This is a genomic window from Bradyrhizobium sp. STM 3562, from assembly GCF_045571435.1.
Classification (GTDB): Bacteria; Pseudomonadota; Alphaproteobacteria; order Rhizobiales; family Xanthobacteraceae; genus Bradyrhizobium.
In genome coordinates, this window is sequence record NZ_CP120694.1 from 6,750,179 (window position 1) to 6,774,057 (window position 23,879).

The following is a 23,879-nucleotide window of genomic DNA, read 5'->3' on the forward strand; positions in this document are numbered from 1 at the left end:
CGCGCTTGCCGGATAGGGTACGGCATGAGCACGCTTCTTCTGACCCACTCGGCCTGTCTCAAGCATGCGACGCCGCCGGGACATCCCGAGCGCGCCGACCGGCTGCGCGTGGTCAACGAGGTGCTCTCGGACGAGCGCTTCAGCGAACTGGCGCGCGGCGAGGCGCCCGAAGGCAATCTCGATCTGGTCACGCTCTGCCACAGCGAACACTATGCGACGGAACTGCGCCACGTCGCGCCGACCAGCGGTACCATTTACCTCGATGGCGACACCTCGATGTCGCCGGGCACCTGGGAAGCCGTGATGCGCGGCGTCGGCGGCGCGGTTGCGGCGACCGATGCCGTGATGAACGGGCAGTATGACAATGCGTTCGTCGCGGTCCGCCCGCCGGGCCATCACGCCGAAAAGGCGACGCCGATGGGCTTTTGCTTTTTCGACAATGTCGCGATCGCCGCGCGTCACGCGCAGCGCAAGTACGGCATTGGCCGTGCGGCGATCGTGGACTTCGACGTGCATCACGGCAATGGCACGCAGGACATCTTCTGGTCGGACGCCAGCGTGATGTATTGCTCCACGCACCAGATGCCGCTGTTTCCGGGCACGGGCGCAACCGGCGAGCGCGGCGAGCATGACACGATCGTCAACGCGCCGCTCGCGCCCGAGGACGGCAGCCTGCAATTCCGCGCCGCGTTCGAGAACCGCATCCTGCCGCGGCTGCAGAAGTTCGCCCCCGAGCTCCTCATCGTTTCCGCCGGCTTTGATGCGCATCATCGCGATCCGCTCGCTTCCATCAATCTGAGAGGGGAGGATTTCGGCTGGGTCACGCGCAAGCTGATGGAGGTCGCGGATGCGAGTGCGGAGGGACGAATTGTTTCGGTGCTCGAGGGCGGTTATGATCTGCAAGGCTTGATGGAATCGGTGGCAGCCCATGTCACCGCGCTGATGGGCCATTAGGGTCTCGCCACATTCCGTCCGCAGTGATCCCCTTAACTCCGCAGGCAGACCCCGCGCGTATTCTTTGGGAAAGGCAGCATGGCCGAAAATAGCCAGGTAGATGTGAAACAGCTCAGCTTCGAGCGCGCGATCGATGAGCTTGAATCGATCGTCAAGCGGCTCGAGGAAGGTAAGGTCCCGCTCGAGGAATCGGTCGCCATCTATGAACGCGGCGAGGCCTTGAAGCGGCGCTGCGAAGAGCTGTTGCGGCAGGCCGAGGCGCGCGTCGAGAAGATCACGACCGATAGCAGTGGACAGGTCACCGGCGCCGAGCCGCTGGATGTGCAATAGCGCGCATGGCTTCTCGACGTCCCTCGACGCTGCCCTGCGGCACAATCGAAACGGTTGGGCAAATTCGGCCCCACGGACCGAAATAGCTCTTGGCGCATGACGCGCGCTGCGATAGTCCCCAGCATCAGCCACGTTGAGCTGTCGCGGCAACGGTTCACCTCTCCCGAAGAGAGAGGTGAGCCGCGTAGCCGGTGGTTCAACCGAGGTGAACGTCGGGGGACTAGCCGGGCACGTGCGCGTTCATAATCGCCACATCATCTATGTGCAGGGGTACGATCCGCGCGGGCTTGCGCAATATTACCGCATGTTCCGGACCGAGCTCCGCAAGTTCGCGCGGCTCTATCAGCTTTCCTCGACGATCGGCCGCCCCCAGAGTAGCTCCGATGGCGAGATCGCGTCTTGGACCATCCAGACCAAGGCCGACGGCTGGCAGACCCACACCACCTACGATTTCCTGCGCTTCGAGGATTTCATCCAGCGCGACCTCGCGTCCCCGATCTGGCGCACGGTGTTTCACGCCGTCTTCATCTATTGGCGGCTCGTCTTCAACGGCACCATCGCCCGCTTCACCAAGGCCAATTGGCGCTTCGCGACCTTCATCACCTACCCGCATTTCATCCTGCTGCTGGAGGCCTTGTGCGCCGCGGCATTTGCCTTCGTCTTCGAAAAGGGCCTCGACGCCCTGGGCGTGCCCACGGTGCTGCGCGTGCCCGCAGCGCTGGCTCTCTTTGTCGCGGCGCTCACCAGCGCGCTGAAATATACCGAGAGCCGCACCTACGTTCTCTATCTCCTCTGCGACTGGATCTGGACCTGGGAATTCGCGCATCGGCAGCGCCCGGCCTGGGATGAGCGGATCGATCGCTTTGCCGCCTATCTCTGCAAGGTCGCCCGGACCAGCGAAGCCGACGAGATCGTGCTGGTCGGCCACAGTTCGGGATCGTTCTTAGGGACCGAAATCCTGGCGCGCGCGCTCAAGCTCGACCCCTCGCTCGGCAAGCGCGGGCCCCGCGTCGTGCTCCTGACGCTGGGCGGGAACTATCCGATCGTCGGCTTCCACAAATGCGCGCAGCATTTCCGCGATCATCTGCGCGAGCTGGCGATCGAGCCCTCGGTCGACTGGATCGAGTGCCAGGCGCGCAAGGACGTGATGAATTTCTTCCGGCTGGATCCGATCGCGAGCCACGGCATCCATGTCGGCGAGCTCCGGCGCAACCCGACCATCATCCCGGTGCGGTTCCGCGAGATGATCAGACCGGAACATTACAATCTCTGGCGCTGGCAGTTCTTCCGGGTCCACTTCCAGTTCGTCATGGCCAACGAGCTGCCGCACGCCTACGATTTCTTCATGATCGTCTGCGGCCCGGTGGCCTTACGCACGCGGATGTGCCATCCCGATACCGCATTGGTGCTTGCGACTGGGGACGCGGAAGCGCGGGAACAGGCTTGGAAAAGCCTCGAATCCGCCACAACTGGCGGTGCAAATGCCGCTGATTTGAGTGCTATGGAACCATCCGCCCGGCGCAGCGGTTGAGCTCTCGCGTTTGTAGGCCAGCCCCTCCGGTCGCCCTCTTGGGTTGGCTTTAGCGGCAGCTTTAGTGTAAAGCTTTGGGCAATATGGGCTGAGGGAAGGGAGGCGCGACCGCCGTATGGCAGCGCTAAGTCTTTCTAAATGCTTGAGAAAATGGACGAGACGGGTAAGCCACCCAACGTGACCGATATCACACTGACCGTTCCGGAGCACAGCTAGGCCTGAATCCGGACTACCGCCGAGGGGACGAAGACCGGGTAGTCCACGCCTTTGCTGCGCTGATACCGTGCAACCCATCTCCTGTCGGGACGAAAGTTCCGGCATGCAAAATTGGAATAACGCCGTGACCGTATTTAGTAAAACGCCGCTTCTCGACACGATTCGGACACCAGAAGACCTGCGCCGGCTCAAGGTGGAACAGCTCCGGCAGGTCGCCGACGAACTGCGTCAGGAAACCATCGATGCCGTCTCGGTAACGGGCGGGCATTTCGGCGCGGGCCTCGGCGTGGTCGAACTGACCACCGCGATCCACTATGTCTTCGATACGCCGCGTGATCGTCTGATCTGGGACGTCGGCCATCAGGCCTATCCGCACAAGATCCTCACCGGCCGCCGCGACCGTATCCGCACGCTGCGCACCGGCGGCGGCCTTTCCGGCTTCACCAAGCGTTCCGAGAGCGACTACGATCCGTTCGGCGCCGCCCACTCCTCCACCTCGATCTCGGCAGGGCTCGGCATGGCGGTGGCGCGCGACCTCTCCGGCGGCAAGAACAACGTCATTGCCGTGATCGGCGACGGCGCGATGTCTGCGGGCATGGCCTATGAGGCGATGAACAATGCGGGCGCAATGAACTCGCGCCTGATCGTCATCCTCAACGACAACGACATGTCGATCGCCCCGCCGGTCGGCGCGATGTCGGCCTACCTGTCCCGCCTCTATTCCGGCAAGACCTACCGCACGCTGCGCGAGGCCGCCAAACAGATCAACAAGCGCCTGCCGAAAGTGCTGGCGAACCGCGCCAACCGCGTCGAGGAATACTCCCGCGGCTTCATGATGGACGGCGGCACGCTGTTCGAGGAGCTCGGCTTCTACTACGTCGGCCCGATCGACGGCCACAATCTCGACCACCTGCTGCCCGTCCTGAAGAACGTGCGCGACATGGAGACCGGGCCGATCCTGGTCCATGTCGTGACGCAAAAGGGCAAGGGTTATCCGCCGGCGGAAGCCTCCGCCGACAAATACCATGCGGTGGTCAAGTTCGACGTCGCGACCGGCGCGCAAGCCAAGGCCAAGCCGAACGCGCCCGCCTATCAGAACGTGTTCGGCCAGAGCCTGGTGAAGGAAGCCCAGAAGGACGACAAGATCGTCGGCATCACCGCCGCCATGCCATCGGGCACCGGCATCGACATTTTCGCCAAGGCTTTTCCGAACCGCACCTTCGACGTCGGCATCGCCGAACAGCATGCGGTGACCTTCGCGGCGGGGCTGGCGTCTGAAGGCTACAAGCCGTTCTGCGCGATCTATTCCACCTTCCTGCAGCGCGGCTATGACCAGGTCGTCCACGACGTGGCGATCCAGAGCCTGCCGGTTCGCTTTGCCATCGACCGCGCCGGTCTCGTCGGCGCCGACGGCGCGACCCATGCCGGCTCGTTCGACAACGCCTATCTCGGCTGCCTGCCAAATTTCGTCATCATGGCGGCCGCCGACGAGGCCGAGCTCGTGCACATGGTGGCGACCCAGGTCGCGATCAACGACCGTCCGAGCTCGTTGCGCTATCCGCGCGGCGAAGGCCGTGGCGTGGAAATGCCGGAAGTCGGCGTTCCCCTCGAGATCGGCAAGGGCCGCATCATCCGCCAAGGCTCCAAGATCGCGCTCTTGTCCTTCGGTACCCGGCTTGGCGAATGCGAAAAGGCGGCCGACGAACTTGCCGCGCACGGTCTCTCGACCACGGTCGCGGATGCGCGCTTCATGAAGCCGCTCGATGTCGACCTGGTGCTGAAGCTGGCGCGCGACCACGAGATCCTGATCACCATCGAGGAAGGCTCGATCGGCGGTTTCGGCTCCCATGTCATGCAGACGCTCGCCGACCACGGCGTGCTGGATTCGGGCGCGGTGCGGGTGCGCTCGATGGTGCTGCCCGACGTGTTCCTGGACCACGACACGCCGACGGCGATGTATGCGCGCGCGGGCCTCGATTCCAAGTCCATCGTCAAGAAGGTGTTCGAGGCGCTGGGCAAGGATTTTGCCACCGAGGCGGTGAAGCTCGCCTAAGCAAGGCTGCTTTACGATGAAGATCTATCTGGCAGGTCCCGACGTGTTCCTGCCGGATGCTCTTGCGATCGGCCGGCGCAAGGCGGACATCTGCACCCGCCATGGCCTGCGCGGCCTCTATCCGCTCGACAATAGCGTCGACCTTGCCGCCGGAGCCGCCTCCCGCGCTATTTTCGCCGGCAATGAAGCCATGATGGATGCGGCGGACGCCATCATCGCCAATCTCACCCCGTTTCGCGGCCACGGTGCCGACCCCGGTACCGTCTACGAACTCGGCTACATGGCGGGTCGTCGCAAGCTCTGCCTCGGCTATTCCAATGATCCCTCGACCTATGCCGAGCGGGTGCGCCGGTCGACCGAGGTGAAGGAGGCGAACGGCCGCCTGGTCGATCCGCAAGGGCTGACGGTTGAAGATTTCGGTCTCAGCGACAATCTGATGATGATCCACGCGCTCGAGCGCTATGGTTGCGCGCTGGTGAGGCCGCGGCTAAGGCCCGACGATCTCTGGCACGACCTCACTGCCTTCGAGACCTGCGTGCGGCTCGCGGCCGAGCGGCTTTGAAGGCCAGCGGCCGGATCATTCGGATTGAAGAGAAGATGCCCACGTCCCGCAAACGCGCAGATACGCTTCTGGTCGAGCGTGGCCTGTTCGAAAGTCGGGCGCGGGCGCGCGCCGCGATCGAAGCGGGCCTTGTCACCGCCAATGACAAGCCGGTGGCCAAACCCTCCGAAACCGTTCCGCTCGATGCGGTGCTGCAGGCGCAGCCCGCGCACCCTTACGTCTCGCGCGGCGGGGTCAAGCTGGCGAGCGCGCTCGAGCAGTATCCGATCGACGTCGAAGGCCATGTGTGCCTCGACGTCGGCGCCTCCACAGGCGGCTTCACCGAAGTGCTGCTCGCCAATGGTGCGAGCCTCGTCTTTGCGGTCGATGTCGGGCGCGACCAGTTGCACCCCTCCTTGCGCGATCACCCCAAGATCGTCTCGCTGGAGCAGACCGACATCCGCGGTTTCGAAGGCAAGCGCCTGCCGGCGCGCCCGGATGTCGTGACCATCGATGTGAGCTTCATTTCGCTGAAGCTTGTGCTGCCGGTCGCGCTGTCCCTGGCTGCCGCGCCGATGCAGCTCCTGGCGCTGATCAAGCCGCAGTTCGAGGCGCAGGGCAAGCATGGCAAGGGCGGGATCATCCGCGATGCGGCCGTGCACAAGCAGGTGTGCGACGACATCGCGGCCTTTGCCGCCTCGCTCGGCTGCGCGGACATCAAGGTGTTTCCTTCCGCCATTGCCGGCGGCGACGGCAATGCCGAATTTTTTCTCGGCGCGCGGCGTGGCTGAAATCCTGCTCATCGATCATGTCGGCCATCGCGGCGATGGCGTCGCGCTTGTCGAGGGACAGGCGGTCTACGTGCCCTATGCGCTTGCCGGCGAGACCGTCGAGGTCGGGGACGTTCACGGCCACCCCGACCGCCGCCGCCTGCTTGCCGTCGAGTCCCCAAGCCCGGAGCGTATCGCGCCGTTCTGCAAGCATTTCGGCGTCTGCGGCGGCTGCGCCATCCAGCACTGGCAAATGGAGCGCTATCGCGCCTGGAAGCATGCGCTCGTGGTGGAGACGCTCCGTCACGCAAAACTGGACTGCGAGGTCGCGCCGCTGATCGACGCCCATGGCAACGGCCGCCGCCGCATCACGCTGCATGCGCGGATGGGCACGCATGAGGTGATGAAGGTCGGCTACGCCGCCGCGAGCACGCACGACATCATCCCGATCGACCACTGCCCGATCCTCGACCCCGCGCTCGAGGGCGCGCTCGATGCCGCGTGGGCGCTCTCCGAGCCGCTGATTGCAACCGGCAAGCCGCTCGACATCCAGGCGACCGCAACCGACAACGGGCTCGATGTCGATATCCGCGGCTCCGGCCCGCTGCAGCCGAAATCGATCGCGGCGCTGTCGCGCCTCGCCGAGCAACATCGGCTGGCGCGCCTGACGCGGCACGGCGAATTGGTGCTGCTGCGCGCCCAACCAACCATCGCGATCGGCAAAGCCACGGTCACTCTGCCTCCGGGCTCGTTCCTGCAGGCGACGGTGGCGGGCGAGGAAACGCTGGCCGCGCTGGTGAAGGATCATTGCGGGCGCGCCAAGCATATCGCGGACCTGTTTTGCGGCGTCGGTCCGTTTGCCTTGCGGCTGGCCGAGCGCGCGCGCATCGCTGCTTTCGATGCCGATGCGCCCGCCGTCGCCGCGCTGGCAAAGGCCGCGCATACGCCGGGCTTGAAGCCGATCAAGGCGGAAGCGCGCGACCTGTTTCGCCGTCCGCTGGTGCCGCAGGAATTGCGCGACTACGAGGCCGTGGTGTTCGATCCGCCGCGTCAGGGCGCGCAGGCGCAGGCGCAAAAGCTCGCGGCAAGCAGGGTGCCCGTCATCGTCGCCGTGTCCTGCAACGCCGCGACCTTCGCGCGCGACGCGCGTATTTTGATCGATGGCGGCTATCGACTGGAAGGCGTCACGCCCGTCGATCAATTCCGCTACACCCCGCATATCGAACTGGTGGGGCGGTTTACGCGCTGACCTACGAGTCTTGCGCTCCTAGACTAATGCTGCCCGCGTAGATTCATCGTGACCACTGGAGACACTCCCGAGATGCATCTCGATCGGTTCCTGGACAAGCTGGTATCGAGGGTTGCCGAGGTTCCTGGCGTCGACGCAATCGCGCTCGGCGGATCGCGCGCGCGTGGAACGGCCAGCGAATCCTCCGATTACGACGTTGGCCTGTACTATTCGGCGGCTCGCGAGTTGGACACCGAGCGGTTGTCGGAGGTCGTGAAGACGCTTGTCAACGAAGCCGATGCGATCGAAGTGACGCCGATCGGCGGCTGGGGGCCATGGATCGTCGGCGGCGCGTGGCTCTCGATCCAAGGGCGCAAGGTCGACCTGCTGTATCGCAACGTCGAAGCAGTCGCACAGGTGATTGGGGATTGCCGGGCAGGCAACATCAGCATGCATTATCAGCCCGGGCACCCGCATGGCTTCTGCTCCGCCATCTGGATGGGCGAAATCGCATTGTGCCGGCCGTTGCATGATCCGCGGGGAACGATAGCCAAACTGAAGGCGAGCGCCCTGCCCTATCCGCGGTCGCTCGCCGAGGCGTTGGTCCGCCGCTTTCAGTGGGAAATCCTGTTCAGCATCGAAAACGCCGCCCTGGCCGTCTCTCGCGGCGAACAGACGCACGTCGCGGGCTGCGTCTACCGCGCCCTGGCCTGCGCCGCCCAGATGCTGTTTGCGCTCAATCGGCGCTACCTCATCAACGAAAAGGGCGCCTTGCCGGAGGCGGCAGGATTTCCGCTGTCGATCCCGGCATTGATGCCGCGTGTCACCGAGATCTGGAAGTTCATTGGCGAGCGGAAATTCGAGGCCGCGCTGACGATTTTGCGCAGCTTGGAACAGGACTTGAAGAGTTTATCGACGTAGGCGTCCGTCCCGGACGTGCTGATCACGCCAGCTTGTTCACCGAGGATGAATCGTCTTGCGGCTGAAGCTTTGTCACCGGTACGGCGAAGGTCTGTCGTCCCACCTGCAACATGGCCTTTCCATTCCGTCCATCGTCGGTCGAAACCTGTGCTTTGCCGAACATCACGACGTTCTTGTACACGGTACCCGTGCCTTGGTAGGTAACACCGTTGGCTGTATATCTCACCTGCGCGTCGTTTCCGTCGACAGACAAGACCTGAAAGGTGACGGCCTGTCCGTTGTCAGGCGACGCACCGCTCCAGTTTCCGATCAGCTTGTTGTCGTCTGCGGGCGCGGCCTGCTTGTTGAGGAGCGCGGTCTGTGTGGCGCCGCCCGCGGAAAATTGCAGCCCCGCCACCCCTCCGTCGCGGGTCGCGATCATGACGTTGCCGTAGCTGATCGTACTGCCGTTGACGACGCCGATCCCTCTCTCGGTGCGCCCGTTATGCGTATATTCGACCTGCGCCCTGTTGCCCCTGATGTTGAGAACCTTGAACTCGACGGTCTGGTTATTCTTGGTCCACGAACCCTTCCAGTCGCCCAGCAGGTAGCTTTGATGATAAACCCTCTCGCTCGCGGGTGATATCTGGTTGGTGGTGCTCTGGATTGTTGTCATCGCCGGCTCCATTCCTCGTCCTGCAGAACACGTGCTGCGCAATCGCGCATTCGAATGCCGCAGCGTGTTCTCTGGCGCTCGCAGAACCTGAGGTAGAATAGGCCGTTCGCTTGGTTAATGAACAGTTAAAGGGCTGGCGAGGAAGGTCGCGACAAATCGCCTCGACCCCGCGCTATCTTCCCCAGCGGTCCTGCCAGATCTTCTCCCCGATCATGCAGGACACCCGCGGCTCCTTCTCCGCGACCCTCACCACGGGATGAGCGGGCGCTCGGCTGGCCACTTCCTGGATCAGCTTGGTGCGGATCGCTTCCTTGAATTTCTCGCGGTCCTTGATCGGCACCACGAAGGAGCCCGGACCGCCGATCACGCAGTCCTCGTAATACCAATCGAGATTATCGATATCCATGGTCGAATAGGACGGCTCCTTGACCATGATCGGCAGCCCGTTGATGACGATGCCCTTGGACAAGGCTTCATCACGCGCGGGGGTGATGGGGGCGCCGTTGTTGTTCGGGCCGTCGCCGGAAATATCGACCACGCGCCGCAGGCCGCGATAGGGATCCTCGTCGAACAGCGGCATGGCAAAGTAGATGGCGCCGGAGATGGAGGTGCGCGAGGCGCGGCGGATCGGCGTCTTGAGGATCTCGTTGGCGACCGCATCCGCGCTCTCCGGACCGTCGATGAGCCGCCAGGGAATGATGATCTTCTGGTCGTTGGAAGCGGCCCATTCGAAATAGGTGATCGAGATCTTGCCGTTCGGACCGGTCTTGAGGGCCTGCAGGAACTCTTTCGACACGATCGCCTGCGCATAGCCCTCCCGCTGCACCGCGAGTTCGTCCATGTCCATGGAATAGGAGACGTCCACTGCAAGGATCAGTTCGATGTCGACCGACGGAGTGGCCTCCTTGTCGGCGAGCTGTCGCGGGGCTTCGGATGTTGGGCCCGGCGTCGCAGCGCTTGCGGCATCTCCGCCGGCCAGCACGCCGGCGATCAGCACAGCCCCCATCGAAGCAAACCAGCGCATGAGCCGCCCTCCAATGATGTGACGTGATGGTGACATGCAAATGCGGCCACGCAAAGCCGGAACAGCAACGTGCCTTCACATTCGAGTTAGCGGCCGAGTTAGCGGCATTGTGCGACCGCGCTCGGCGCGCCAACCTGGCGGCAGAGCGGCTTTGCGTGCTGCTCATGCAGGCAAGGCATCGCAAAACAGCCGGTTCCGCGAGCGGCCCGAAGACGATATTCTCTGGCAGGAGGACAGCCAGAAGGTGCCGCCGCAATGAACGACGCCGTCACCAAACCCCGGACCAAGGTGCGGACCAAGGTCGAACGGCCGCGCATGCACAAGGTCATTCTGGTCAACGACGACTACACGCCGCGCGAATTCGTCGTTACGGTTCTCAAAGCCGAATTCCGCATGACCGAGGACGAGGCGTACAAGGTGATGATCACGGCGCATCGCCGTGGCGTCTGCGTGGTGGCCGTCTTCACCAAGGATGTCGCGGAAACCAAGGCAACACGTGCCACCGATGCGGGCCGCGCCAAAGGTTATCCGCTGCTGTTCACCACCGAGCCCGAGGAATAGGTGTCTGGCACGCGCGATCATCGCATCGCGCGTCGAACTCGCCGCCTGCTAGTGATGGTGGGCGCCTGCGCCCGGCTCAAGACCGGCGACGGATCCGCGGCTGGACGGGCCCTCCTTCACCGTGATGGTGATCTTCTCCGACACGAGCGGCGGACTGAACGGATAGTGCTTGGCATCGCCCAGCACGAGCTGCAGCGTGTGTTTGCCCGGCGGCAACTCAAGACGCGCCTCGGTCTGGCCCGCGCCATAATGAAGATGGTTCTTGTCCTGCGGGATCGGCTCGTTCGCGTTGAGCGGTTCATTGACGTCGACCAGCAAGTGATGATGGCCGCTGTTCTGATAATCATCGCCGGCGTGAGTGACGCCCATGTTCCGCAGGCCAAAGCGGCACCAGAACCCGCCTTTGATGACCGCGCCGTTCTGCGGCCAGATGAAATACAGAAGCGCATCCTTGGCGGCAGGCTTGCCTTGGGCATGAGCGGCGCATGAAATGGACGCCAAAACTGCTGATAGCGCGATAAGCCGGACGATCCTCATGATGATCCCCCTTTGAAACGTTCAAGGAGAGAGAGCGACGCGAAATCCGTGTGTGGGATATCGAACGTTGGTATCGTAGCTGTCGCGGTTCGCCGGCCGAACGTAGCGCTGATCATTCTTCCATGAACCGGACCGGATGACATGCGAGCTGCAGTCGCCGTCGACCCAGGCTGAACCGTCCGAGGGCGCACCGTGATAGCTCCTGTGCCAGCAATCTTCGACCCATTGATCGACGCCGCCGCCCATGTCGTACAGCCCGAATGGATTGGGCTTGAAACTGCCGACCTTGATGGGCTGCTGGGCGGCCGCGACATCCGCGCAATTCTTGCAATTGGCCATGCCGGCCTGAAACTCGTCGCCCCACCAGTACCTGGTTTGCGTTCCGCCGCGGGCGGCATATTCCCATTCGGCTTCGCTTGGCAGCCGGTATGCTTTGTGCGTGACGCCCGCAAGCCAGGCCGCGAATTGCTTCGCATCGCTCCAGCTCACATTGGTAACGGGCGCATCATCGTTCCCGGTTGCGACGAAGGAACAGGCATTGGCCGCGGCACATTGGTTCCACTCGCGAACGGAAATCGGATAGCGACTGATCGCGAAAGGCTTGATCGTCACCTGGTGAACGGGCTTCTCGGTGAAGTCCTCATTGCTGCCCATCATGAAGACGCCGCCGCGAAGCATGCTCATCTCGGGCTCTCGCGGCGATGGTGCCGGCGGGGCCTGGAGGGCGGCCTCCTTGGTCGTGCGCGCAGCCGGGCCGACGCCGACCGAGGCGGAGGGTTGAGTTTGCGGCGCCGACGGCTGATCGGTCGCGGCGGGCGAAGGCGGCGCTGGTTGCGTCGCTTCTTTCTTTAGCGCCACCCGTGGTGCGGTATCCGCAATCTGCGGCGGAGCCTGCGCCGACAATCGATCTGTCGCGGTTTGATAGGGCAGCCGAAGCAGGTACCAAAGCGTACCTCCGGCGCCTCCCAGCAAAATCAGACTGAGCAGGATGATCAGGATGGTCTCGCGCCGCGTCCGCGCCCTGCTGAGAGCGCCCGGATCCGGAAGCACGCGATAGACCCGCACCGGATCGGTGATGTTCTTGACCTTGCGGTCTCCAAGCGATTCATATCCGCAAACCAGCTTGTGCTTGATCTGCTCGTAAATGCCGCCGGAGATATAAACCTCGCCGGGATCGGCGATGCTCTCGAGACGGACCGCAACATTGACGCCGTCGCCATAGATGTCGTCATCTTCGATGATCACATCGCCCAAATTGACGCCGATCCGATATTCGATCCAATGATCCTTCGGCAGCGAGGCATTGCGTCCGGACATGTTCTGCTGAATGACGATGCCGCAGCGCACGGCTTCGACGGGACTGTCAAAAATTGCAATGAACCCGTCGCCCGTCGTCTTGACGAGCCGGCCGTGGTGCTCGGCAATGCTGGGCTCGATCAAGTCGCGCTGGATCCGCTTCATGCGGATATGCGTGCCCTCTTCATCGATCTCCATCAGGCGACTGTAGCCGACGATGTCGCCTGCAACGATCGCGGCGAGACGGCGCGGCATCAATCCGCGCGGCGGCACGTCTTCGTTCCTGGTAGAATTGACGTCGCGAAACTTCTCGCGCATGGCGTCACACTCTGCGCCGCTTAAAATCGACTTGCTTTTGCCGAGTCGAATGACAGTTGTTCAGACCAAATCAGCAGAGAAAATTCTTTGGTTTCGCGCATTAGCGCGCGACAAATTTTCTAAAGAACGTGCTCAATACAGGATGCACGATAGCAAAAAACCCTAATTGTTGCCAGCAGCTACGCCGTTTGCCGGCGATGGCGCCGGAACATGGCAGGTATCCTGACACTCGCAGAAGCCCTAGCAGAATTCCGATCGCGCCCGGTATGAACTGACGCACAGTTCGGGCGTCACGATGACGACGACCGCGTGGCAAAGTGGCGCGCCCGCTCCAAGCTTGAGCTATCGACACCAAGGGTGATGATGGAGCCCGCGTGTGCGCCGTTAGCGGCCCACCTGGCCGCGATGGCGCAGGAAATGATCGGCGAGCACGCAGGCCATCATGGCCTCGCCGACAGGGACGGCGCGGATTCCGACACAGGGGTCATGCCGCCCTTTGGTCAGGATCTCCGTTTCCTGCCCCTTGCGGTCGATGGTCTGCCGCGGCGTGAGGATCGACGAGGTCGGCTTCACGGCAAAGCGCGCGACGACCGGCTGTCCGGTCGAGATGCCGCCCAAGATGCCGCCGGCATGATTGGAGAGAAAGCGCGCGCCGTCATTGCCGGTCCGCATCTCGTCCGCGTTCTCTTCGCCCGACAACTCCGCAGCCCCGAAGCCCGAACCGATCTCGACGCCCTTCACCGCGTTGATGCTCATCAGCGCCGCCGCGAGATCGGAATCGAGCTTGGCATAGATCGGCGCCCCCAGGCCGGGCGGCACGCCTTCGGCGATGATTTCGATCACGGCGCCGATCGAAGAGCCCTTCTTTCTGACGCCGTCGAGATAGTCCTCGAAAAAGGCGGCCTTGTCCTTGTCCGGGCAGAAGAACGGATTGCGCGCGACTTCGTCCCAATCCCACCTGTCGCGATCGATCTTGTACGGCCCCATCTGCACCAGCGCACCGCGCACTTGCACATCGGGCAAGACCTTTCGCGCGATGGCCCCGGCGGCAACGCGCATCGCGGTCTCGCGCGCCGATGAGCGGCCGCCGCCCCGATAGTCGCGCAGGCCGTATTTCGCCTCATAGGTGAAGTCGGCATGTCCGGGGCGAAACTTGTCCTTGATGTCGGAATAATCCTTGGAGCGCTGATCGGTGTTCTCGATCAGAAGCGCGATCGGCGTGCCCGTCGTCACCTGCACGCCCGTATCGGGATGCGGCATCACGCCGGACAGGATCTTGACCGCATCGGGCTCCTGACGCTGGGTGGTGAAGCGCGACTGTCCGGGCCGGCGGCGATCGAGATCGCGCTGGATGTCCTCACTGGTGAGGGGGATCAGCGGCGGGCAGCCGTCGACCACGCAGCCGATCGCGACCCCATGGCTCTCGCCAAAGGTGGTGACGCGGAACATGTGGCCGAAAGTGTTGAAGGACATGATGCCCGTTAATGGTGCGCGCTTTTGCCTGATGTCAACATTTCGTAGCGCTGCCGGATGAATGGGTCAAATGCTCCATGCTCTCGTCATGGAGGGGCTTGTCCCGGTCATTCACGCTGTGGCCGCCGGAAAGAAAGACGTGGATGCCCGGGGTCAAGCCCGGGCATGACGACCGAGACCGTAGTTACGCGGTCAACCGTACTTCTTCAGCCTGCCCTCGCTGAAGACGTAGACCACCCCCTGCTCGATATAAAGGTCCGCGGCGCTTTGCGGCGTCTCGAAACCCAGCGCCACCATGAGCGCCCGCGCCGTGCCGCCATGCGCCACGGCGACGGTATCGACCAGCAGCGAATCGTACCAATCGCGAACACGGAGCTGCACCGACGCATAGGTCTCGCCGCCGGGCGCGCCGACCGTCCATTTGTCGAACTGCCGCCGCGCGAACAGCTCCGGGTCCAAGGTCTCGCTCTCGGCGAGCGTGCGACCTTCCCACGCGCCATAACCGATCTCGCGCAGGCGTTCGTCCAGCCCGTAGTCGCCGGGCACTAGGTCCAGCTCGCCGCGCGCGAGCTCCATGGTCGTGCGCGCGCGGCCCAGCGGGCTTGCGACGAAAGCCAGCCGGTGCTTGTCATGCCCGTTGCGCCGAATGAGATCGGAGAGGATGCGGCCGGCCTGCACCGCCTGCCTGCGCCCGAGCTCGTTCAATGGAATGTCGAGCGTGCCCTGCAGCCGGCCGGTCCGGTTCCAATCGGTCTCGCCGTGGCGGAGATAGTAAATTGTCGGCGTCGGCATTGCGGCGCTTGGCTATTCCTTCGCCAACGAAATATCCGGGGCATCCGGCCGCTTCATGCCGACCACGTGATAGCCGGAATCGACGTGATGCACCTCGCCGGTGACGCCGCGCGACAGATCGGACAGCAGATAGAGCGCGCTGTTGCCGACCTCCTCGATCGTCACCGTGCGGCGCATCGGCGCGTTATATTCGTTCCATTTGAGGATGTAGCGGAAATCGCCGATGCCGGAGGCCGCCAGCGTCTTGATCGGCCCGGCGGAGATTGCGTTGACGCGGATGTTGTTCTCGCCGAGATCGGCGGCGAGATAGCGCACGCTGGCTTCCAGCGCCGCCTTGGCGACGCCCATGACGTTGTAATGCGGCATCCACTTCTCGGCGCCGTAATAGGTCAGCGTCAGAATCGAGCCGCCGTCGGCCATGAGCTTTTCCGCGCGCTGGGCAATGGCGGTGAGCGAGTAGCAACTGATCAGCATGGTCTTGGAGAAATTGTCCGCCGTGGTCTCCAGATAGCGGCCGTCGAGCTGGTCCTTGTCGGAGAAAGCGATCGCATGCACGACGAAGTCGATCTTGCCCCACTTCTCCTTCAGTCCATCGAATACGGCGTCGATGGTTGCGGGGTCGGTGACGTCGCAATGGCCAAGCAGCAGTGCGCCGATTTCGCCCGCCAGAGGCTCGACGCGCTTCTTCAGCGCGTCGCCTTGCCAGGTCAGTGCGATCTCCGCACCGGCCGCATGGCAGGCTTTCGCGATACCCCAGGCAATGGAGCGATTATTGGCGACGCCGAGCACGACGCCGCGCTTGCCCTGCATCAGACCTGAACTTTGCGCCATCCGCTTTCTCGCTTCGAATTGAGGGGGTTTGGAGGTACACCAGCCCTCCGCCGCGGTACAGCCTTAAATCCGACGCCGGCGTGGGTCGATCTTAACTCCCGGAATAGCCAAGGCATTTGGGGGTTAGCCTGAATGGGGCGATCGCGCGCTTGCGGTGGCCTGCCGCAACAAGTTGAGACCGAGCCGCCAAGCGAACCACCATGAGCGCGTTCCGCCAGAGCGTCGAAGCCATGATTCCGGCCCTGCGCCGCTATGCCCGCGCGCTTGCGCGCGATGCCGATATCGCCGACGACCTCGTCCAGGATACCTTGGTGCGGGCATTGCGTTCGGAACGGCTGTTTCTTGGCGGCGACTTGAGGAGCTGGCTCTACACCATCCTGACCAACCTGAACAAAAATCGCAGGCGCTCGCTGGCGCGGCGGCCGCAATTCATGCCGCTCCTGGACAACAACCCTGACGCCAGCGGCACCGAGGCTGAAGGGCGCGATATCGAGCGCGCACTGTCGACGCTGGTCGAGGAGCAGCGCGCGGTGCTGCTGCTCGTGGTGCTGGAGGGGATGAGTTATCGCGAGGTCGCGGACATTCAGGGCGTGCCGATCGGCACCGTGATGTCCCGCCTTGCGAGGGCGCGTGCGCATGTGAAAGCCTCGATCGAGGGCGAACGGCCATCGCTGCGCCGAGTGAAATAATGCGAAATTTTTCGAATTTGATTGGTACGAGACCACGAAAATGACCGAGCGCAACATTCCCGTCACCGAGGACGAGCTCCACGCCTATGTCGACGGCGAGCTGCCGGCGGAACGTCGCGGCGATGTCGAAGCCTGGCTCGCCACGCATCCTGCGGACGCCGAGCGGGTGCAGTCGTGGCGCGCGATGGCCGAGGCGCTCCATCTGCGGTACGACTCCGTCGTCAACGAGCCGGTGCCGAGGCAATTGGAGCTTGAGCGCCTGGTGCGACAGCCGCGCCGCTGGATCTATGGCTCGGTTGCAGCCGCACTGGCCGCCTTCGTCGCCGGCGGCGGCGTCGGCTGGGTGGTCCGCGGAGCGACGTCCAAACCCTCGCCGGTCCAGAACTTCATGCTGGACGCGCTGGATGCGCACCGGCTCTACGTCGTGGAGGTCCGCCACCCCGTCGAAGTGCCCGGCAGCGAGCGGGCGCACCTGCAGGCGTGGCTGACCAAACGCTGCGGTCGGGAGGTGCGCGCACCGGAATTGGCATCGGCCGGGCTGAAACTCGTCGGCGGCCGGCTGTTGCCGGGGCCGAGCGGGCCGGCGTCGTTCCTGATGTATGAAAGCGCCTCCGGCGAGCGCTTCACGGTCTATGCCGCCAAGGCCTCCACCGAGACCGCGCATATGCGCTACACGACCATGGATGATGAGGGCGCCATGTTCTGGGCCGACCGCGGCGTCGGCTATGTCGTGAGCGGCGGCAATGACCGCGAGCGGCTCGCCCAGGTGGCGCGGGCGGTCTATGACCAGGTCGAAAAGAGCGGCGGCTAGCACACGGGTTGCCGCGGCCGGTCACCTCTTCCCGGCGGGGAGAGGTGAGCGGAGGTCGCGGTCGATGCATATTCAACCACGACTCATCGACTCATCGCGCTTGAGCGCCCGATAAGCCGGGCCATCTTTGCGCCGCAAGCAGCCCCGCCGATCCCGATCCAGGCGCCGGAACAACCTGTCGGTGTGAGGTTCCAGTGCCTCGCCTTTGGCGCGCGCACGCCAAAGTTCCGACATCGAAAATCTGGAATGAAGTCATGGGTGCGTCTCAATATCGCACCGGATACTCACCAGAAAATGAACATGCGTTCGATCCGCCGATCGACGCAAGCGGCCTCGCAGTGGGGTTTGGTACCGCGCTGGTCCCTCACGCGAGGCCGCACCATTTTTCCTTCAAATCGTCTTCCGATGCGTCAAGTGAGGTCGCTGCGCGGATTGTAAGGACGGGCGTCCTTCCATTTCTGCATCAACGTCTCGAGTTCGGCATCGTTCCCATCCGGTAGCATGATCCGGGTCGTCACAAAGAGATCGCCATTCGCCCCCCCGGTCTTGGGCAAACCCTTGCCCTTCAGTCGGAAGGTGCGGCCGGACGACGTGTTCTTCGGGATCGACAGTTCGACCGCGCCGGTCAGTGTCGGCACCCGGACCTTGCCGCCCAGCACCGCCTCATAGAGCGTCACCGGCAGATCGAGCCGCAGGTCGCTGCCCTCGACCTTGAAGTGCGGGTGCGGGGCGATGTTGATGGTGATCAGGAGATCGCCGGGGGGATGGCCGGGCGCGGTTTCGCCCTGGCCCTTCAGGCGGATCTGCTGGCCGGCGGTGACGCCCGCCGGCACCTTGACATTGAGCTCCTTGCCGGTCGGCAGCCGGACGCGCTTTTCGGCGCCCCGCACGGCCTCTTCCAGCGACACCGTCATCGAGACGTTGAGGTCGAGATCAACCCCGACGCCGCCCCCGCCCATCTCGAATTCGAACGGACCCGCGCCAGCACCGGCGCCGGCGCGGCCGGCTCGCGCGCCACCGCCGGCGAACATGCTGTTGAGGATGTCCTCGAACGCACCGCCGCCAAAGCCGCCGGGCCCGCCGCCGCCCGAGCGGAAGGTATAGGTTTCGAAGCCGCCGGGACCGGTGCGGCCGCGTGCGCCGCCGCCACCGGGAAAACCGGTAAAGCGGGGCTTGCCTTCCGCATCGATCTCGCCGCGATCGAACTGCTTTCGCTTTTCCTCGTCGCCCAGGATCTCGTTGGCGGAATTGATCTCGGCGAAACGTGCCGCTGCCTTCGGATCGTTCTTGTTCGAATCGGGGTGGTGTTTCTTCGCGAGCTTGCGATAGGCGCTCTTGATGGCCGCAGCGCTTGCATTCCGCGGCACCCCCAAGACCTCATAGGGGTCGCGCATCCGTCACGTCTCCTTCAGGAAAAATCAGATTATACCCCAAGGGCTGATAGCCCAGTTGGGTTTCATCTGGGGTTTTCGTTGCATTTTTGCAACGTCCCGGTTCGCCTCTCCCTCCGGGCGAGATGAACCGAGTTCGCAAGCGGATCCCTTGAAATGTGGTCGCTCGCAAGTACCTCACCCCTGCGCCCAGGGTTTCAGCGTCTGAATCTCCCATCGGCCGTCGCCGGCCTTGCAGGCGGCGCCCTGCAGCCAGCTTTGGGTGTCGCCGTTGACGTAGCTTGCCAGGAAATCGCGGCAGGTCCTGCCGTCATCGCCGGCATAGGCCGAAGCCAACGGCGTCACCGAGCCGCGTGCCCCGGTTTGGGGATTTTCCCAGGGCTGGCTTGCGCCCTTGCTCCCCTTGGCCAGCACGTCGGACGCGGCATTGCGGGCAAGAACGAGGTCACTTTCGGTCGGCTCTTTCGCCTTGAGATGCTTGGCCGGGATCGAGCCGGTGACGTCGTCGTCGGTGAACTTCGCGAAGATCCCGCCGGAACGCGACATGCTGCAGCCGCCGGCGCCTAACCCGATAAGAATCAGTGTAAGTGCCGCGCCCTTGGCCGACATCGCCAATAGGCCAATGCGGCCCCATGCCCTATATAGGGCGAGGCCCCATCGCGGCTGGCTTTGGCCCGCAGGCGGACGCAACATCGGCTCCAGTCAAATGAACGACACCACCTCCATCAAACACCCGACACCCTTAACATCCGGTGATTTCACCGAGGCCCACGAGCCGTTCGCCCTGTTCGCGGAATGGTTTGCGGAAGCGACCAGGTCTGAGCCCAACGATCCCAACGCCATGGCCCTTGCCACCGTCGATGCGGATGGGCTTCCCGACGTGCGCATGGTGCTGATGAAGGGCTATGACACCGACGGCTTTGTCTTCTACAGCCACATTGCGAGCCAGAAAGGCCGCGAGCTCGCCGCAAATCCTAAGGCCGCTTTACTCTTCCATTGGAAATCGTTGCGCCGGCAGGTGCGCATCCGGGGAATTGTCTCGCCCGTGACCGATGTGGAGGCCGACGCCTATTTCGCAACCCGACCGAAGCAGGCGCAGATCGGCGCCTGGGCATCGAAACAATCGCAACCCTTGGAAAGCCGCTTCGCCTTCGAACAGGCGATCGCCAAGGTCGCGGCAAAGTACGTGATCAGCGAGGTGCCGCGGCCGCCGGGCTGGAGCGGCTGGCGCATCGCGCCGCTGCGAATCGAGTTCTGGCACGACCGCCCGTTCCGCCTGCACGACCGCATCGAATTCCGCCGCGACGCGCCCGAGGGCGCGTGGACGAAGGTGAGGATGTATCCTTAATTGACGCTGTCAGCGCCGGACGAACTCCCGGCAATCCGCGATTGAGTTCGTCCTTCCGGGGCGGTGCGTAGCACCGAACCCGGAATCTCGAGATTCCGGGTTCGCCTCTTTCGAGGCGTCCCGGAATGACGGTGCAAGACAACGTGGATGCCCGGGTCGAGCCCGGGCATGACCGAGAAGAGAGAGTAGTTCATGCCCACCACATCCAACATGCCGCGGCGGACGCTGCTGCTCACCGGGGCCAGCCGCGGCATCGGCCACGCGACGGTGATCCGCTTTTCATCCGCCGGCTGGCGCGTCATCACCTGCTCGCGGCATCCGTTTCCGGAGGAATGTCCTTGGGACGCGGGGCCGGAGGATCACATCCAGGTCGACCTCGGCAATCCCGACGACACGCTGCGCGCGGTGGCCGAGATCAGGAAGCGGCTCGAAGGCGGCCAGTTGCACGCGCTGGTCAACAATGCCGCGATCTCGCCCAAGGGTCCCGGCGGCTCGCGGATGGGGACCATGGATACCGAGCTCGACACCTGGACGCATGTGTTCCAGGTGAATTTCTTCGCGCCGATCATGCTCGCGCGCGGGCTGATCGAGGAATTGAAGAAGGTGAAGGGCAGCGTCGTGAACGTGACCTCGATCGCAGGCTCGCGCGTGCATCCCTTTGCCGGCGCGGCCTACGCGACCTCGAAGGCGGCGCTCGCCGCGCTGACGCGCGAGATGGCCTCCGATTTCGGCCGCGTCGGCGTGCGCGTCAATTCGATCGCTCCGGGCGAGATCGACACCTCTATTCTCTCGCCGGGGACCGAGAAGATCGTGAAGGAGCAGATCCCGATGCACCGTCTGGGCACGCCGGACGAGGTGGCGAAGATCATCTACGTGCTGTGCACGGAGACGAGCTCTTACGTGAACGGCGCGGAGATCCACATCAACGGCGGGCAGCATGTGTAATCCATCGGCCCCATGGAGCTCGTCATGCCACGCGAATGCTGGGTATGAGGTGGGCCGCGCCGTCTCGATTTGACGACTGACGGTTCTGGAATACGGGATGGTCCCGCTTTCGCGGACAATGACAGCGGCTGCCGATTTCACTTCGTTTCCCGACCTACCGCCGCTCGAAGTGCCCGGTCCCATTTCTCCGAGGCGAGTTCCTGCTTCAGCGCGACGACAAACGCGCGATAGGTCGCGCTCGGCTTGGGTAGCGAGCGCAGCGCGAAAATCCCCTGCTCGCCGCCCTTGATGAGACGCGCAGGAATCGGCACGAGCCGGCCGCGTTCGATGTCGCTCCAAACGATCCATGACGCCAGACGCGCGATTCCCAGCCCGCGGCAGGCGGCGTCGCGCAGGGCTTCGAAATCGTCGCAGCGGAAGACCACTTGCCGGTCGATCTCACTCCGCTCAGCAGCCAGCGCCTCGCGCCAGCCAAGGAGATCGTCGCCATGGAGCTTGTCGAGGAGGCGGTGCTGCGCAAGCGTCGCCTTGCAAAAGGGCAGCGCGGCCTGCTTCAGATAATCCGGGCTCGCGCACATCAGCATGCGCTGCACGCCGAGTTTTGTCGCGATCAGCGAGGAGTCGGTGAGCGCACCGACCCGAATTACCGCATCCATGCGGTCGCTGACGGGATCGGCGAGACGTTCGGTGAAATCGACCTCGACCCGCAGGCCGGGATGGCTGCGCATCAGCCGCTCGGAAGCCGGGATCACACAACGCTTGCCGAGCGTCGGCTGGCAGGCGACGCGAAAGGTACCGGAGACCACGCCATCGAGTGAGGCGATCTCAGCTCGCAAATCCACCAGCGCGTCGAGGATGGGCGAGGCGCGGTCGAGCAGCAGCCGTCCCGCCTCCGTCAGCCGCACCATGCGGGTGGAGCGGATGAACAGCGCCGCTCCAAGATGCTCCTCCAGCGCATCGATCTGCCGCGTCACCGAGGACGGCGTCGAGGCCCGCGCCCGCGCCGCGGCGGAAAAACTGCCCGCGCGCGCGGCGGCGACAAAGGCGGCGAGATGCTCTGCGAAGCGATAGTCCTGCATCTTTGCACGATACGCAAAAGCATTTTGCGCCGCAACACGCTACAGGCACGCGCGATCATCGGCATTATCGCCGCGCAAGAGCCGCCCTCAACGAAACACGGTGATCGCGCCATGAGCGAAGTCGTTTCCAACCTCACGCTGTCCTCGTCTGCTTTCAGTCATGTCATCGACATTCCAATCGAGCAGATCGACATTGCAGATTGGCTGTTCAACCTGCCCGAGGCCGAATATCAGCGCTGCTGCCCGCCGGATCACATCTCTGCTGGCGCGACCTGGACCGATGACGGCAAGCCAATGTCGATCAATGTCGAGATGATCGGCCAGACCCTGATGGTCCAGCACTATGTCGGCGAGATCGCCGAGAAGCACCACTGCCGTATGGTGTCGATCTCTGACGCGTTCACGCCCAACGGGCGCACCCGCGTGCAGGTGATCTGGGATTTGAGCGTGACTGAGATCGACGACAAGATTTGCGAGTATACCAACAGCGTGGTCGCGCATCCGACCAAGGAATTTTTGGAGTTCATCAAGAAGCACAATATTCGTTTCGAGGACGCGGCCACCGCGCGGCAGCGCGACGGCGGCGACCATAACCGGCGCGAGACGCCGCTATTTGCGGAAAGCATAAAGCGGCGCGCTCTGACGCGGAGCAAGATGTAGCCCAGCAGGATAGATTAAGGAGGCCGGATGGCCGAGCCGGATTTCTCAAGCCCGCGCGAGGCCGCGCGGGCGTTTACGCCGAAGCTTTCGCAGCTCGTGGAAACCCCGCTGTTCGATCAGGTGTGGGCCGACCCGGCCCTCTTGCCCCGCGATCGCTCGATCGCCACCGTGGCGGCGCTGATAGCGACCGCTGCTTTCGAGGAATTACCGGCACATCTTCACCGCGCGGCGCAGAACGGGCTCACTCGCAACGAGCTGTCGGCGCTGATCACGCACCTCGCCTTCTATGTCGGTTTTCCGCACGCGATCACGGCCTCCGCCGTCGCGCAGCGGACGCTGGGGGAGGAGTGAGTGCGCCTCACTGCCGTGAGATACAGCCCGTAGGCGCTCGCCGGGGGACAATGCCGCGCGTTGCTGGCGCGCGGGCTGATCGCTGAATCCGGCCATCCACGTTTTGCCTGGGAAAAAGTAAGACGTGGATGCCCGGGACAAGCCCCGGGCATGACGAGTCAAACAACTGCTATCACGACGAAGCCGTGAAACGCTCGTCTCACCGCATCAATAGCGGCGATAGTGATGATGGTGGTGATGGTGATGATGATGATGATAGAAGCGACGGTGCGGCTGGACCACCAGGATCGGCGCGCGGCGCCAGTGGTGGTGATGGTGATGGTGGCGATAGTACTGCGCGAGTTGCACGCGCGCTTCACCGCTGCCCGCGGCCTGCTGCTCGTCCATCGCCTGCAGCACCTCGGCGGCGTTCGGAATGGGCTCCAACAGCTCGGCATAGGAATTAGCCTGCAGCACGTCGACATGAGCCGGCGCAGGCGCCGCCTGAGCCGACGAAATCGTTCCGAGCGCAGCCACCGCGCCCAACAGTCCGGCAATCTTCTTTTCCAAGTTCTTTCTCCTTGACCCTCCGGCC

At 63.7% G+C, this 23,879-nt stretch carries 26 protein-coding genes and 1 pseudogene; 16 read left to right on the plus strand and 11 right to left on the minus strand.

Going from position 1 to position 23,879, the window contains the following annotated elements; translation table 11 throughout:
• Positions 1-24: 24 nt before the first annotated feature.
• The 9 genes and pseudogenes from P6U23_RS31150 to P6U23_RS31190 all read left to right on the plus strand — a co-directional run bounded on the left by P6U23_RS31150 (position 25) and on the right by P6U23_RS31190 (position 8,544).
• Positions 25-954 (plus strand): histone deacetylase family protein, encoded by a 930-nt coding sequence (locus P6U23_RS31150; RefSeq protein WP_407176200.1) that lies wholly within the window; start codon positions 25-27, stop codon positions 952-954.
• A 78-nt stretch (positions 955-1,032) separates the two neighbouring features.
• Complete coding sequence (locus P6U23_RS31155; RefSeq protein ID WP_024510348.1) at positions 1,033-1,284, plus strand: exodeoxyribonuclease VII small subunit; 252 nt, start codon at positions 1,033-1,035, stop codon at positions 1,282-1,284.
• Between the two features lie 175 nt (positions 1,285-1,459).
• Positions 1,460-2,815 carry a hypothetical protein gene (locus P6U23_RS31160; protein WP_407176201.1) on the plus strand — a complete coding sequence of 452 codons (1,356 nt, stop codon included), beginning with the start codon at positions 1,460-1,462 and terminating at the stop codon, positions 2,813-2,815.
• Between the two features lie 319 nt (positions 2,816-3,134).
• The gene (gene dxs, locus P6U23_RS31165) at positions 3,135-5,084 is read left to right on the plus strand and encodes a 1-deoxy-D-xylulose-5-phosphate synthase (RefSeq protein WP_407176202.1); all 1,950 of its coding nucleotides are present in this window, start codon (positions 3,135-3,137) and stop codon (positions 5,082-5,084) included.
• Positions 5,085-5,100: 16 nt separating this feature from the next.
• Positions 5,101-5,646, plus strand: a complete 546-nt coding sequence (locus P6U23_RS31170; RefSeq protein ID WP_407176203.1) for a nucleoside 2-deoxyribosyltransferase — start codon at positions 5,101-5,103, stop codon at positions 5,644-5,646.
• Positions 5,647-5,681: 35 nt separating this feature from the next.
• Entirely contained in the window at positions 5,682-6,416 is a 735-nt protein-coding gene (locus tag P6U23_RS31175) for a TlyA family RNA methyltransferase (RefSeq protein ID WP_407176204.1), read from the plus strand.
• Positions 6,409-7,644, plus strand: a complete 1,236-nt coding sequence (locus P6U23_RS31180; RefSeq protein WP_407181646.1) for a class I SAM-dependent RNA methyltransferase — start codon at positions 6,409-6,411, stop codon at positions 7,642-7,644. The genes P6U23_RS31175 and P6U23_RS31180 overlap by 8 nt, the downstream gene beginning before the upstream one ends.
• A 72-nt stretch (positions 7,645-7,716) precedes the next feature.
• Positions 7,717-7,839: pseudogene (locus tag P6U23_RS31185) on the plus strand (nucleotidyltransferase domain-containing protein); the annotation flags it as partial.
• Between the two features lie 93 nt (positions 7,840-7,932).
• Positions 7,933-8,544 (plus strand): DNA polymerase subunit beta, encoded by a 612-nt coding sequence (locus P6U23_RS31190; RefSeq protein ID WP_407181647.1) that lies wholly within the window; start codon positions 7,933-7,935, stop codon positions 8,542-8,544.
• A 22-nt stretch (positions 8,545-8,566) separates the two neighbouring features.
• Here P6U23_RS31190 and P6U23_RS31195 read toward each other — a convergent pair whose 3' ends face one another.
• Positions 8,567-9,199 (minus strand): hypothetical protein, encoded by a 633-nt coding sequence (locus tag P6U23_RS31195; protein WP_407176205.1) that lies wholly within the window; start codon positions 9,197-9,199, stop codon positions 8,567-8,569.
• Positions 9,200-9,371: 172 nt separating this feature from the next.
• Positions 9,372-10,223, minus strand: a complete 852-nt coding sequence (locus tag P6U23_RS31200) for a DUF1194 domain-containing protein (RefSeq protein ID WP_407176206.1) — start codon at positions 10,221-10,223, stop codon at positions 9,372-9,374.
• Positions 10,224-10,478: 255 nt separating this feature from the next.
• On the opposite strand from P6U23_RS31200, the gene clpS reads away from it, so the two are divergent.
• On the plus strand, positions 10,479-10,784 hold the full coding sequence (clpS, locus tag P6U23_RS31205) for an ATP-dependent Clp protease adapter ClpS (protein WP_407176207.1): 306 nt from the start codon (positions 10,479-10,481) through the stop codon (positions 10,782-10,784).
• Between the two features lie 48 nt (positions 10,785-10,832).
• On the opposite strand, the gene P6U23_RS31210 is transcribed toward clpS, so the two are convergent.
• From P6U23_RS31210 to fabI, 5 genes are all read right to left on the minus strand, one after another.
• Positions 10,833-11,321, minus strand: a complete 489-nt coding sequence (locus P6U23_RS31210; protein WP_407176208.1) for a DUF4399 domain-containing protein — start codon at positions 11,319-11,321, stop codon at positions 10,833-10,835.
• 21 nt (positions 11,322-11,342) lie between these two features.
• A complete protein-coding gene (locus P6U23_RS31215; protein WP_407181648.1) occupies positions 11,343-12,872 on the minus strand; it encodes an SUMF1/EgtB/PvdO family nonheme iron enzyme in 1,530 nt (509 codons plus the stop codon).
• Between the two features lie 447 nt (positions 12,873-13,319).
• Entirely contained in the window at positions 13,320-14,408 is a 1,089-nt protein-coding gene (gene aroC / locus P6U23_RS31220; protein ID WP_407176209.1) for a chorismate synthase, read from the minus strand.
• Between the two features lie 192 nt (positions 14,409-14,600).
• Positions 14,601-15,200: a histidine phosphatase family protein gene (locus tag P6U23_RS31225; protein WP_407176210.1), complete on the minus strand. Its 600-nt coding sequence runs from the start codon at positions 15,198-15,200 to the stop codon at positions 14,601-14,603.
• A gap of 12 nt (positions 15,201-15,212) precedes the next feature.
• The gene (gene fabI, locus P6U23_RS31230; RefSeq protein ID WP_407176211.1) at positions 15,213-16,031 is read right to left on the minus strand and encodes an enoyl-ACP reductase FabI; all 819 of its coding nucleotides are present in this window, start codon (positions 16,029-16,031) and stop codon (positions 15,213-15,215) included.
• Positions 16,032-16,231: 200 nt separating this feature from the next.
• Here fabI and P6U23_RS31235 point away from each other — a divergent pair, with 200 nt between their 5' ends.
• Both P6U23_RS31235 and P6U23_RS31240 read left to right on the plus strand, forming a co-directional pair.
• A complete protein-coding gene (locus tag P6U23_RS31235) occupies positions 16,232-16,720 on the plus strand; it encodes a sigma-70 family RNA polymerase sigma factor (RefSeq protein ID WP_024510363.1) in 489 nt (162 codons plus the stop codon).
• A gap of 40 nt (positions 16,721-16,760) precedes the next feature.
• A complete protein-coding gene (locus P6U23_RS31240) occupies positions 16,761-17,531 on the plus strand; it encodes an anti-sigma factor family protein (RefSeq protein ID WP_407176212.1) in 771 nt (256 codons plus the stop codon).
• Between the two features lie 410 nt (positions 17,532-17,941).
• Here P6U23_RS31240 and P6U23_RS31245 read toward each other — a convergent pair whose 3' ends face one another.
• Together P6U23_RS31245 and P6U23_RS31250 are read right to left on the minus strand one after the other, a co-directional pair.
• A complete protein-coding gene (locus P6U23_RS31245; RefSeq protein WP_407176213.1) occupies positions 17,942-18,925 on the minus strand; it encodes a DnaJ C-terminal domain-containing protein in 984 nt (327 codons plus the stop codon).
• Positions 18,926-19,099: 174 nt separating this feature from the next.
• Complete coding sequence (locus tag P6U23_RS31250) at positions 19,100-19,468, minus strand: RT0821/Lpp0805 family surface protein (RefSeq protein WP_407176214.1); 369 nt, start codon at positions 19,466-19,468, stop codon at positions 19,100-19,102.
• Positions 19,469-19,628: 160 nt separating this feature from the next.
• On the opposite strand from P6U23_RS31250, the gene pdxH reads away from it, so the two are divergent.
• Positions 19,629-20,270 carry a pyridoxamine 5'-phosphate oxidase gene (pdxH, locus tag P6U23_RS31255; RefSeq protein WP_407176215.1) on the plus strand — a complete coding sequence of 214 codons (642 nt, stop codon included), beginning with the start codon at positions 19,629-19,631 and terminating at the stop codon, positions 20,268-20,270.
• A gap of 192 nt (positions 20,271-20,462) precedes the next feature.
• The gene (locus tag P6U23_RS31260) at positions 20,463-21,215 is read left to right on the plus strand and encodes an SDR family NAD(P)-dependent oxidoreductase (RefSeq protein WP_024510368.1); all 753 of its coding nucleotides are present in this window, start codon (positions 20,463-20,465) and stop codon (positions 21,213-21,215) included.
• Positions 21,216-21,352: 137 nt separating this feature from the next.
• Here P6U23_RS31260 and P6U23_RS31265 read toward each other — a convergent pair whose 3' ends face one another.
• On the minus strand, positions 21,353-22,294 hold the full coding sequence (locus P6U23_RS31265; protein ID WP_407176216.1) for a LysR substrate-binding domain-containing protein: 942 nt from the start codon (positions 22,292-22,294) through the stop codon (positions 21,353-21,355).
• Positions 22,295-22,405: 111 nt separating this feature from the next.
• On the opposite strand from P6U23_RS31265, the gene P6U23_RS31270 reads away from it, so the two are divergent.
• Together P6U23_RS31270 and P6U23_RS31275 are read left to right on the plus strand one after the other, a co-directional pair.
• The gene (locus P6U23_RS31270) at positions 22,406-22,954 is read left to right on the plus strand and encodes a hypothetical protein (protein WP_407176217.1); all 549 of its coding nucleotides are present in this window, start codon (positions 22,406-22,408) and stop codon (positions 22,952-22,954) included.
• A gap of 27 nt (positions 22,955-22,981) precedes the next feature.
• Positions 22,982-23,305, plus strand: coding sequence for a carboxymuconolactone decarboxylase family protein (locus P6U23_RS31275; RefSeq protein WP_407176218.1), 324 nt, complete (start codon positions 22,982-22,984; stop codon positions 23,303-23,305).
• Between the two features lie 207 nt (positions 23,306-23,512).
• Here P6U23_RS31275 and P6U23_RS31280 read toward each other — a convergent pair whose 3' ends face one another.
• A complete protein-coding gene (locus tag P6U23_RS31280; protein ID WP_407176219.1) occupies positions 23,513-23,854 on the minus strand; it encodes a hypothetical protein in 342 nt (113 codons plus the stop codon).
• Positions 23,855-23,879 lie beyond the last annotated feature (25 nt).

What these genes read in the sequence shown, in the direction of transcription:
- P6U23_RS31250 (WP_407176214.1), bottom strand. Translation starts at nt 19,468, where the DNA reads ATGTCGCGTTCCGGCGGGATCTTCGCGAAGTTCACCGACGACGACGTC.
- P6U23_RS31150 (WP_407176200.1), top strand. Translation starts at nt 25, where the DNA reads ATGAGCACGCTTCTTCTGACCCACTCGGCCTGTCTCAAGCATGCGACG.
- dxs (WP_407176202.1), top strand. Translation starts at nt 3,135, where the DNA reads ATGCAAAATTGGAATAACGCCGTGACCGTATTTAGTAAAACGCCGCTT.
- P6U23_RS31240 (WP_407176212.1), top strand. Translation starts at nt 16,761, where the DNA reads ATGACCGAGCGCAACATTCCCGTCACCGAGGACGAGCTCCACGCCTAT.
- P6U23_RS31170 (WP_407176203.1), top strand. Translation starts at nt 5,101, where the DNA reads ATGAAGATCTATCTGGCAGGTCCCGACGTGTTCCTGCCGGATGCTCTT.
- P6U23_RS31270 (WP_407176217.1), top strand. Translation starts at nt 22,406, where the DNA reads ATGAGCGAAGTCGTTTCCAACCTCACGCTGTCCTCGTCTGCTTTCAGT.
- aroC (WP_407176209.1), bottom strand. Translation starts at nt 14,408, where the DNA reads ATGTCCTTCAACACTTTCGGCCACATGTTCCGCGTCACCACCTTTGGC.
- P6U23_RS31235 (WP_024510363.1), top strand. Translation starts at nt 16,232, where the DNA reads ATGAGCGCGTTCCGCCAGAGCGTCGAAGCCATGATTCCGGCCCTGCGC.
- P6U23_RS31155 (WP_024510348.1), top strand. Translation starts at nt 1,033, where the DNA reads ATGGCCGAAAATAGCCAGGTAGATGTGAAACAGCTCAGCTTCGAGCGC.
- clpS (WP_407176207.1), top strand. Translation starts at nt 10,479, where the DNA reads ATGAACGACGCCGTCACCAAACCCCGGACCAAGGTGCGGACCAAGGTC.
- pdxH (WP_407176215.1), top strand. Translation starts at nt 19,629, where the DNA reads ATGAACGACACCACCTCCATCAAACACCCGACACCCTTAACATCCGGT.
- P6U23_RS31195 (WP_407176205.1), bottom strand. Translation starts at nt 9,199, where the DNA reads ATGACAACAATCCAGAGCACCACCAACCAGATATCACCCGCGAGCGAG.
- P6U23_RS31245 (WP_407176213.1), bottom strand. Translation starts at nt 18,925, where the DNA reads ATGCGCGACCCCTATGAGGTCTTGGGGGTGCCGCGGAATGCAAGCGCT.
- fabI (WP_407176211.1), bottom strand. Translation starts at nt 16,031, where the DNA reads ATGGCGCAAAGTTCAGGTCTGATGCAGGGCAAGCGCGGCGTCGTGCTC.
- P6U23_RS31210 (WP_407176208.1), bottom strand. Translation starts at nt 11,321, where the DNA reads ATGAGGATCGTCCGGCTTATCGCGCTATCAGCAGTTTTGGCGTCCATT.
- P6U23_RS31275 (WP_407176218.1), top strand. Translation starts at nt 22,982, where the DNA reads ATGGCCGAGCCGGATTTCTCAAGCCCGCGCGAGGCCGCGCGGGCGTTT.
- P6U23_RS31260 (WP_024510368.1), top strand. Translation starts at nt 20,463, where the DNA reads ATGCCCACCACATCCAACATGCCGCGGCGGACGCTGCTGCTCACCGGG.
- P6U23_RS31200 (WP_407176206.1), bottom strand. Translation starts at nt 10,223, where the DNA reads ATGCGCTGGTTTGCTTCGATGGGGGCTGTGCTGATCGCCGGCGTGCTG.
- P6U23_RS31265 (WP_407176216.1), bottom strand. Translation starts at nt 22,294, where the DNA reads ATGCAGGACTATCGCTTCGCAGAGCATCTCGCCGCCTTTGTCGCCGCC.
- P6U23_RS31175 (WP_407176204.1), top strand. Translation starts at nt 5,682, where the DNA reads ATGCCCACGTCCCGCAAACGCGCAGATACGCTTCTGGTCGAGCGTGGC.
- P6U23_RS31215 (WP_407181648.1), bottom strand. Translation starts at nt 12,872, where the DNA reads ATGCCGCGCCGTCTCGCCGCGATCGTTGCAGGCGACATCGTCGGCTAC.
- P6U23_RS31225 (WP_407176210.1), bottom strand. Translation starts at nt 15,200, where the DNA reads ATGCCGACGCCGACAATTTACTATCTCCGCCACGGCGAGACCGATTGG.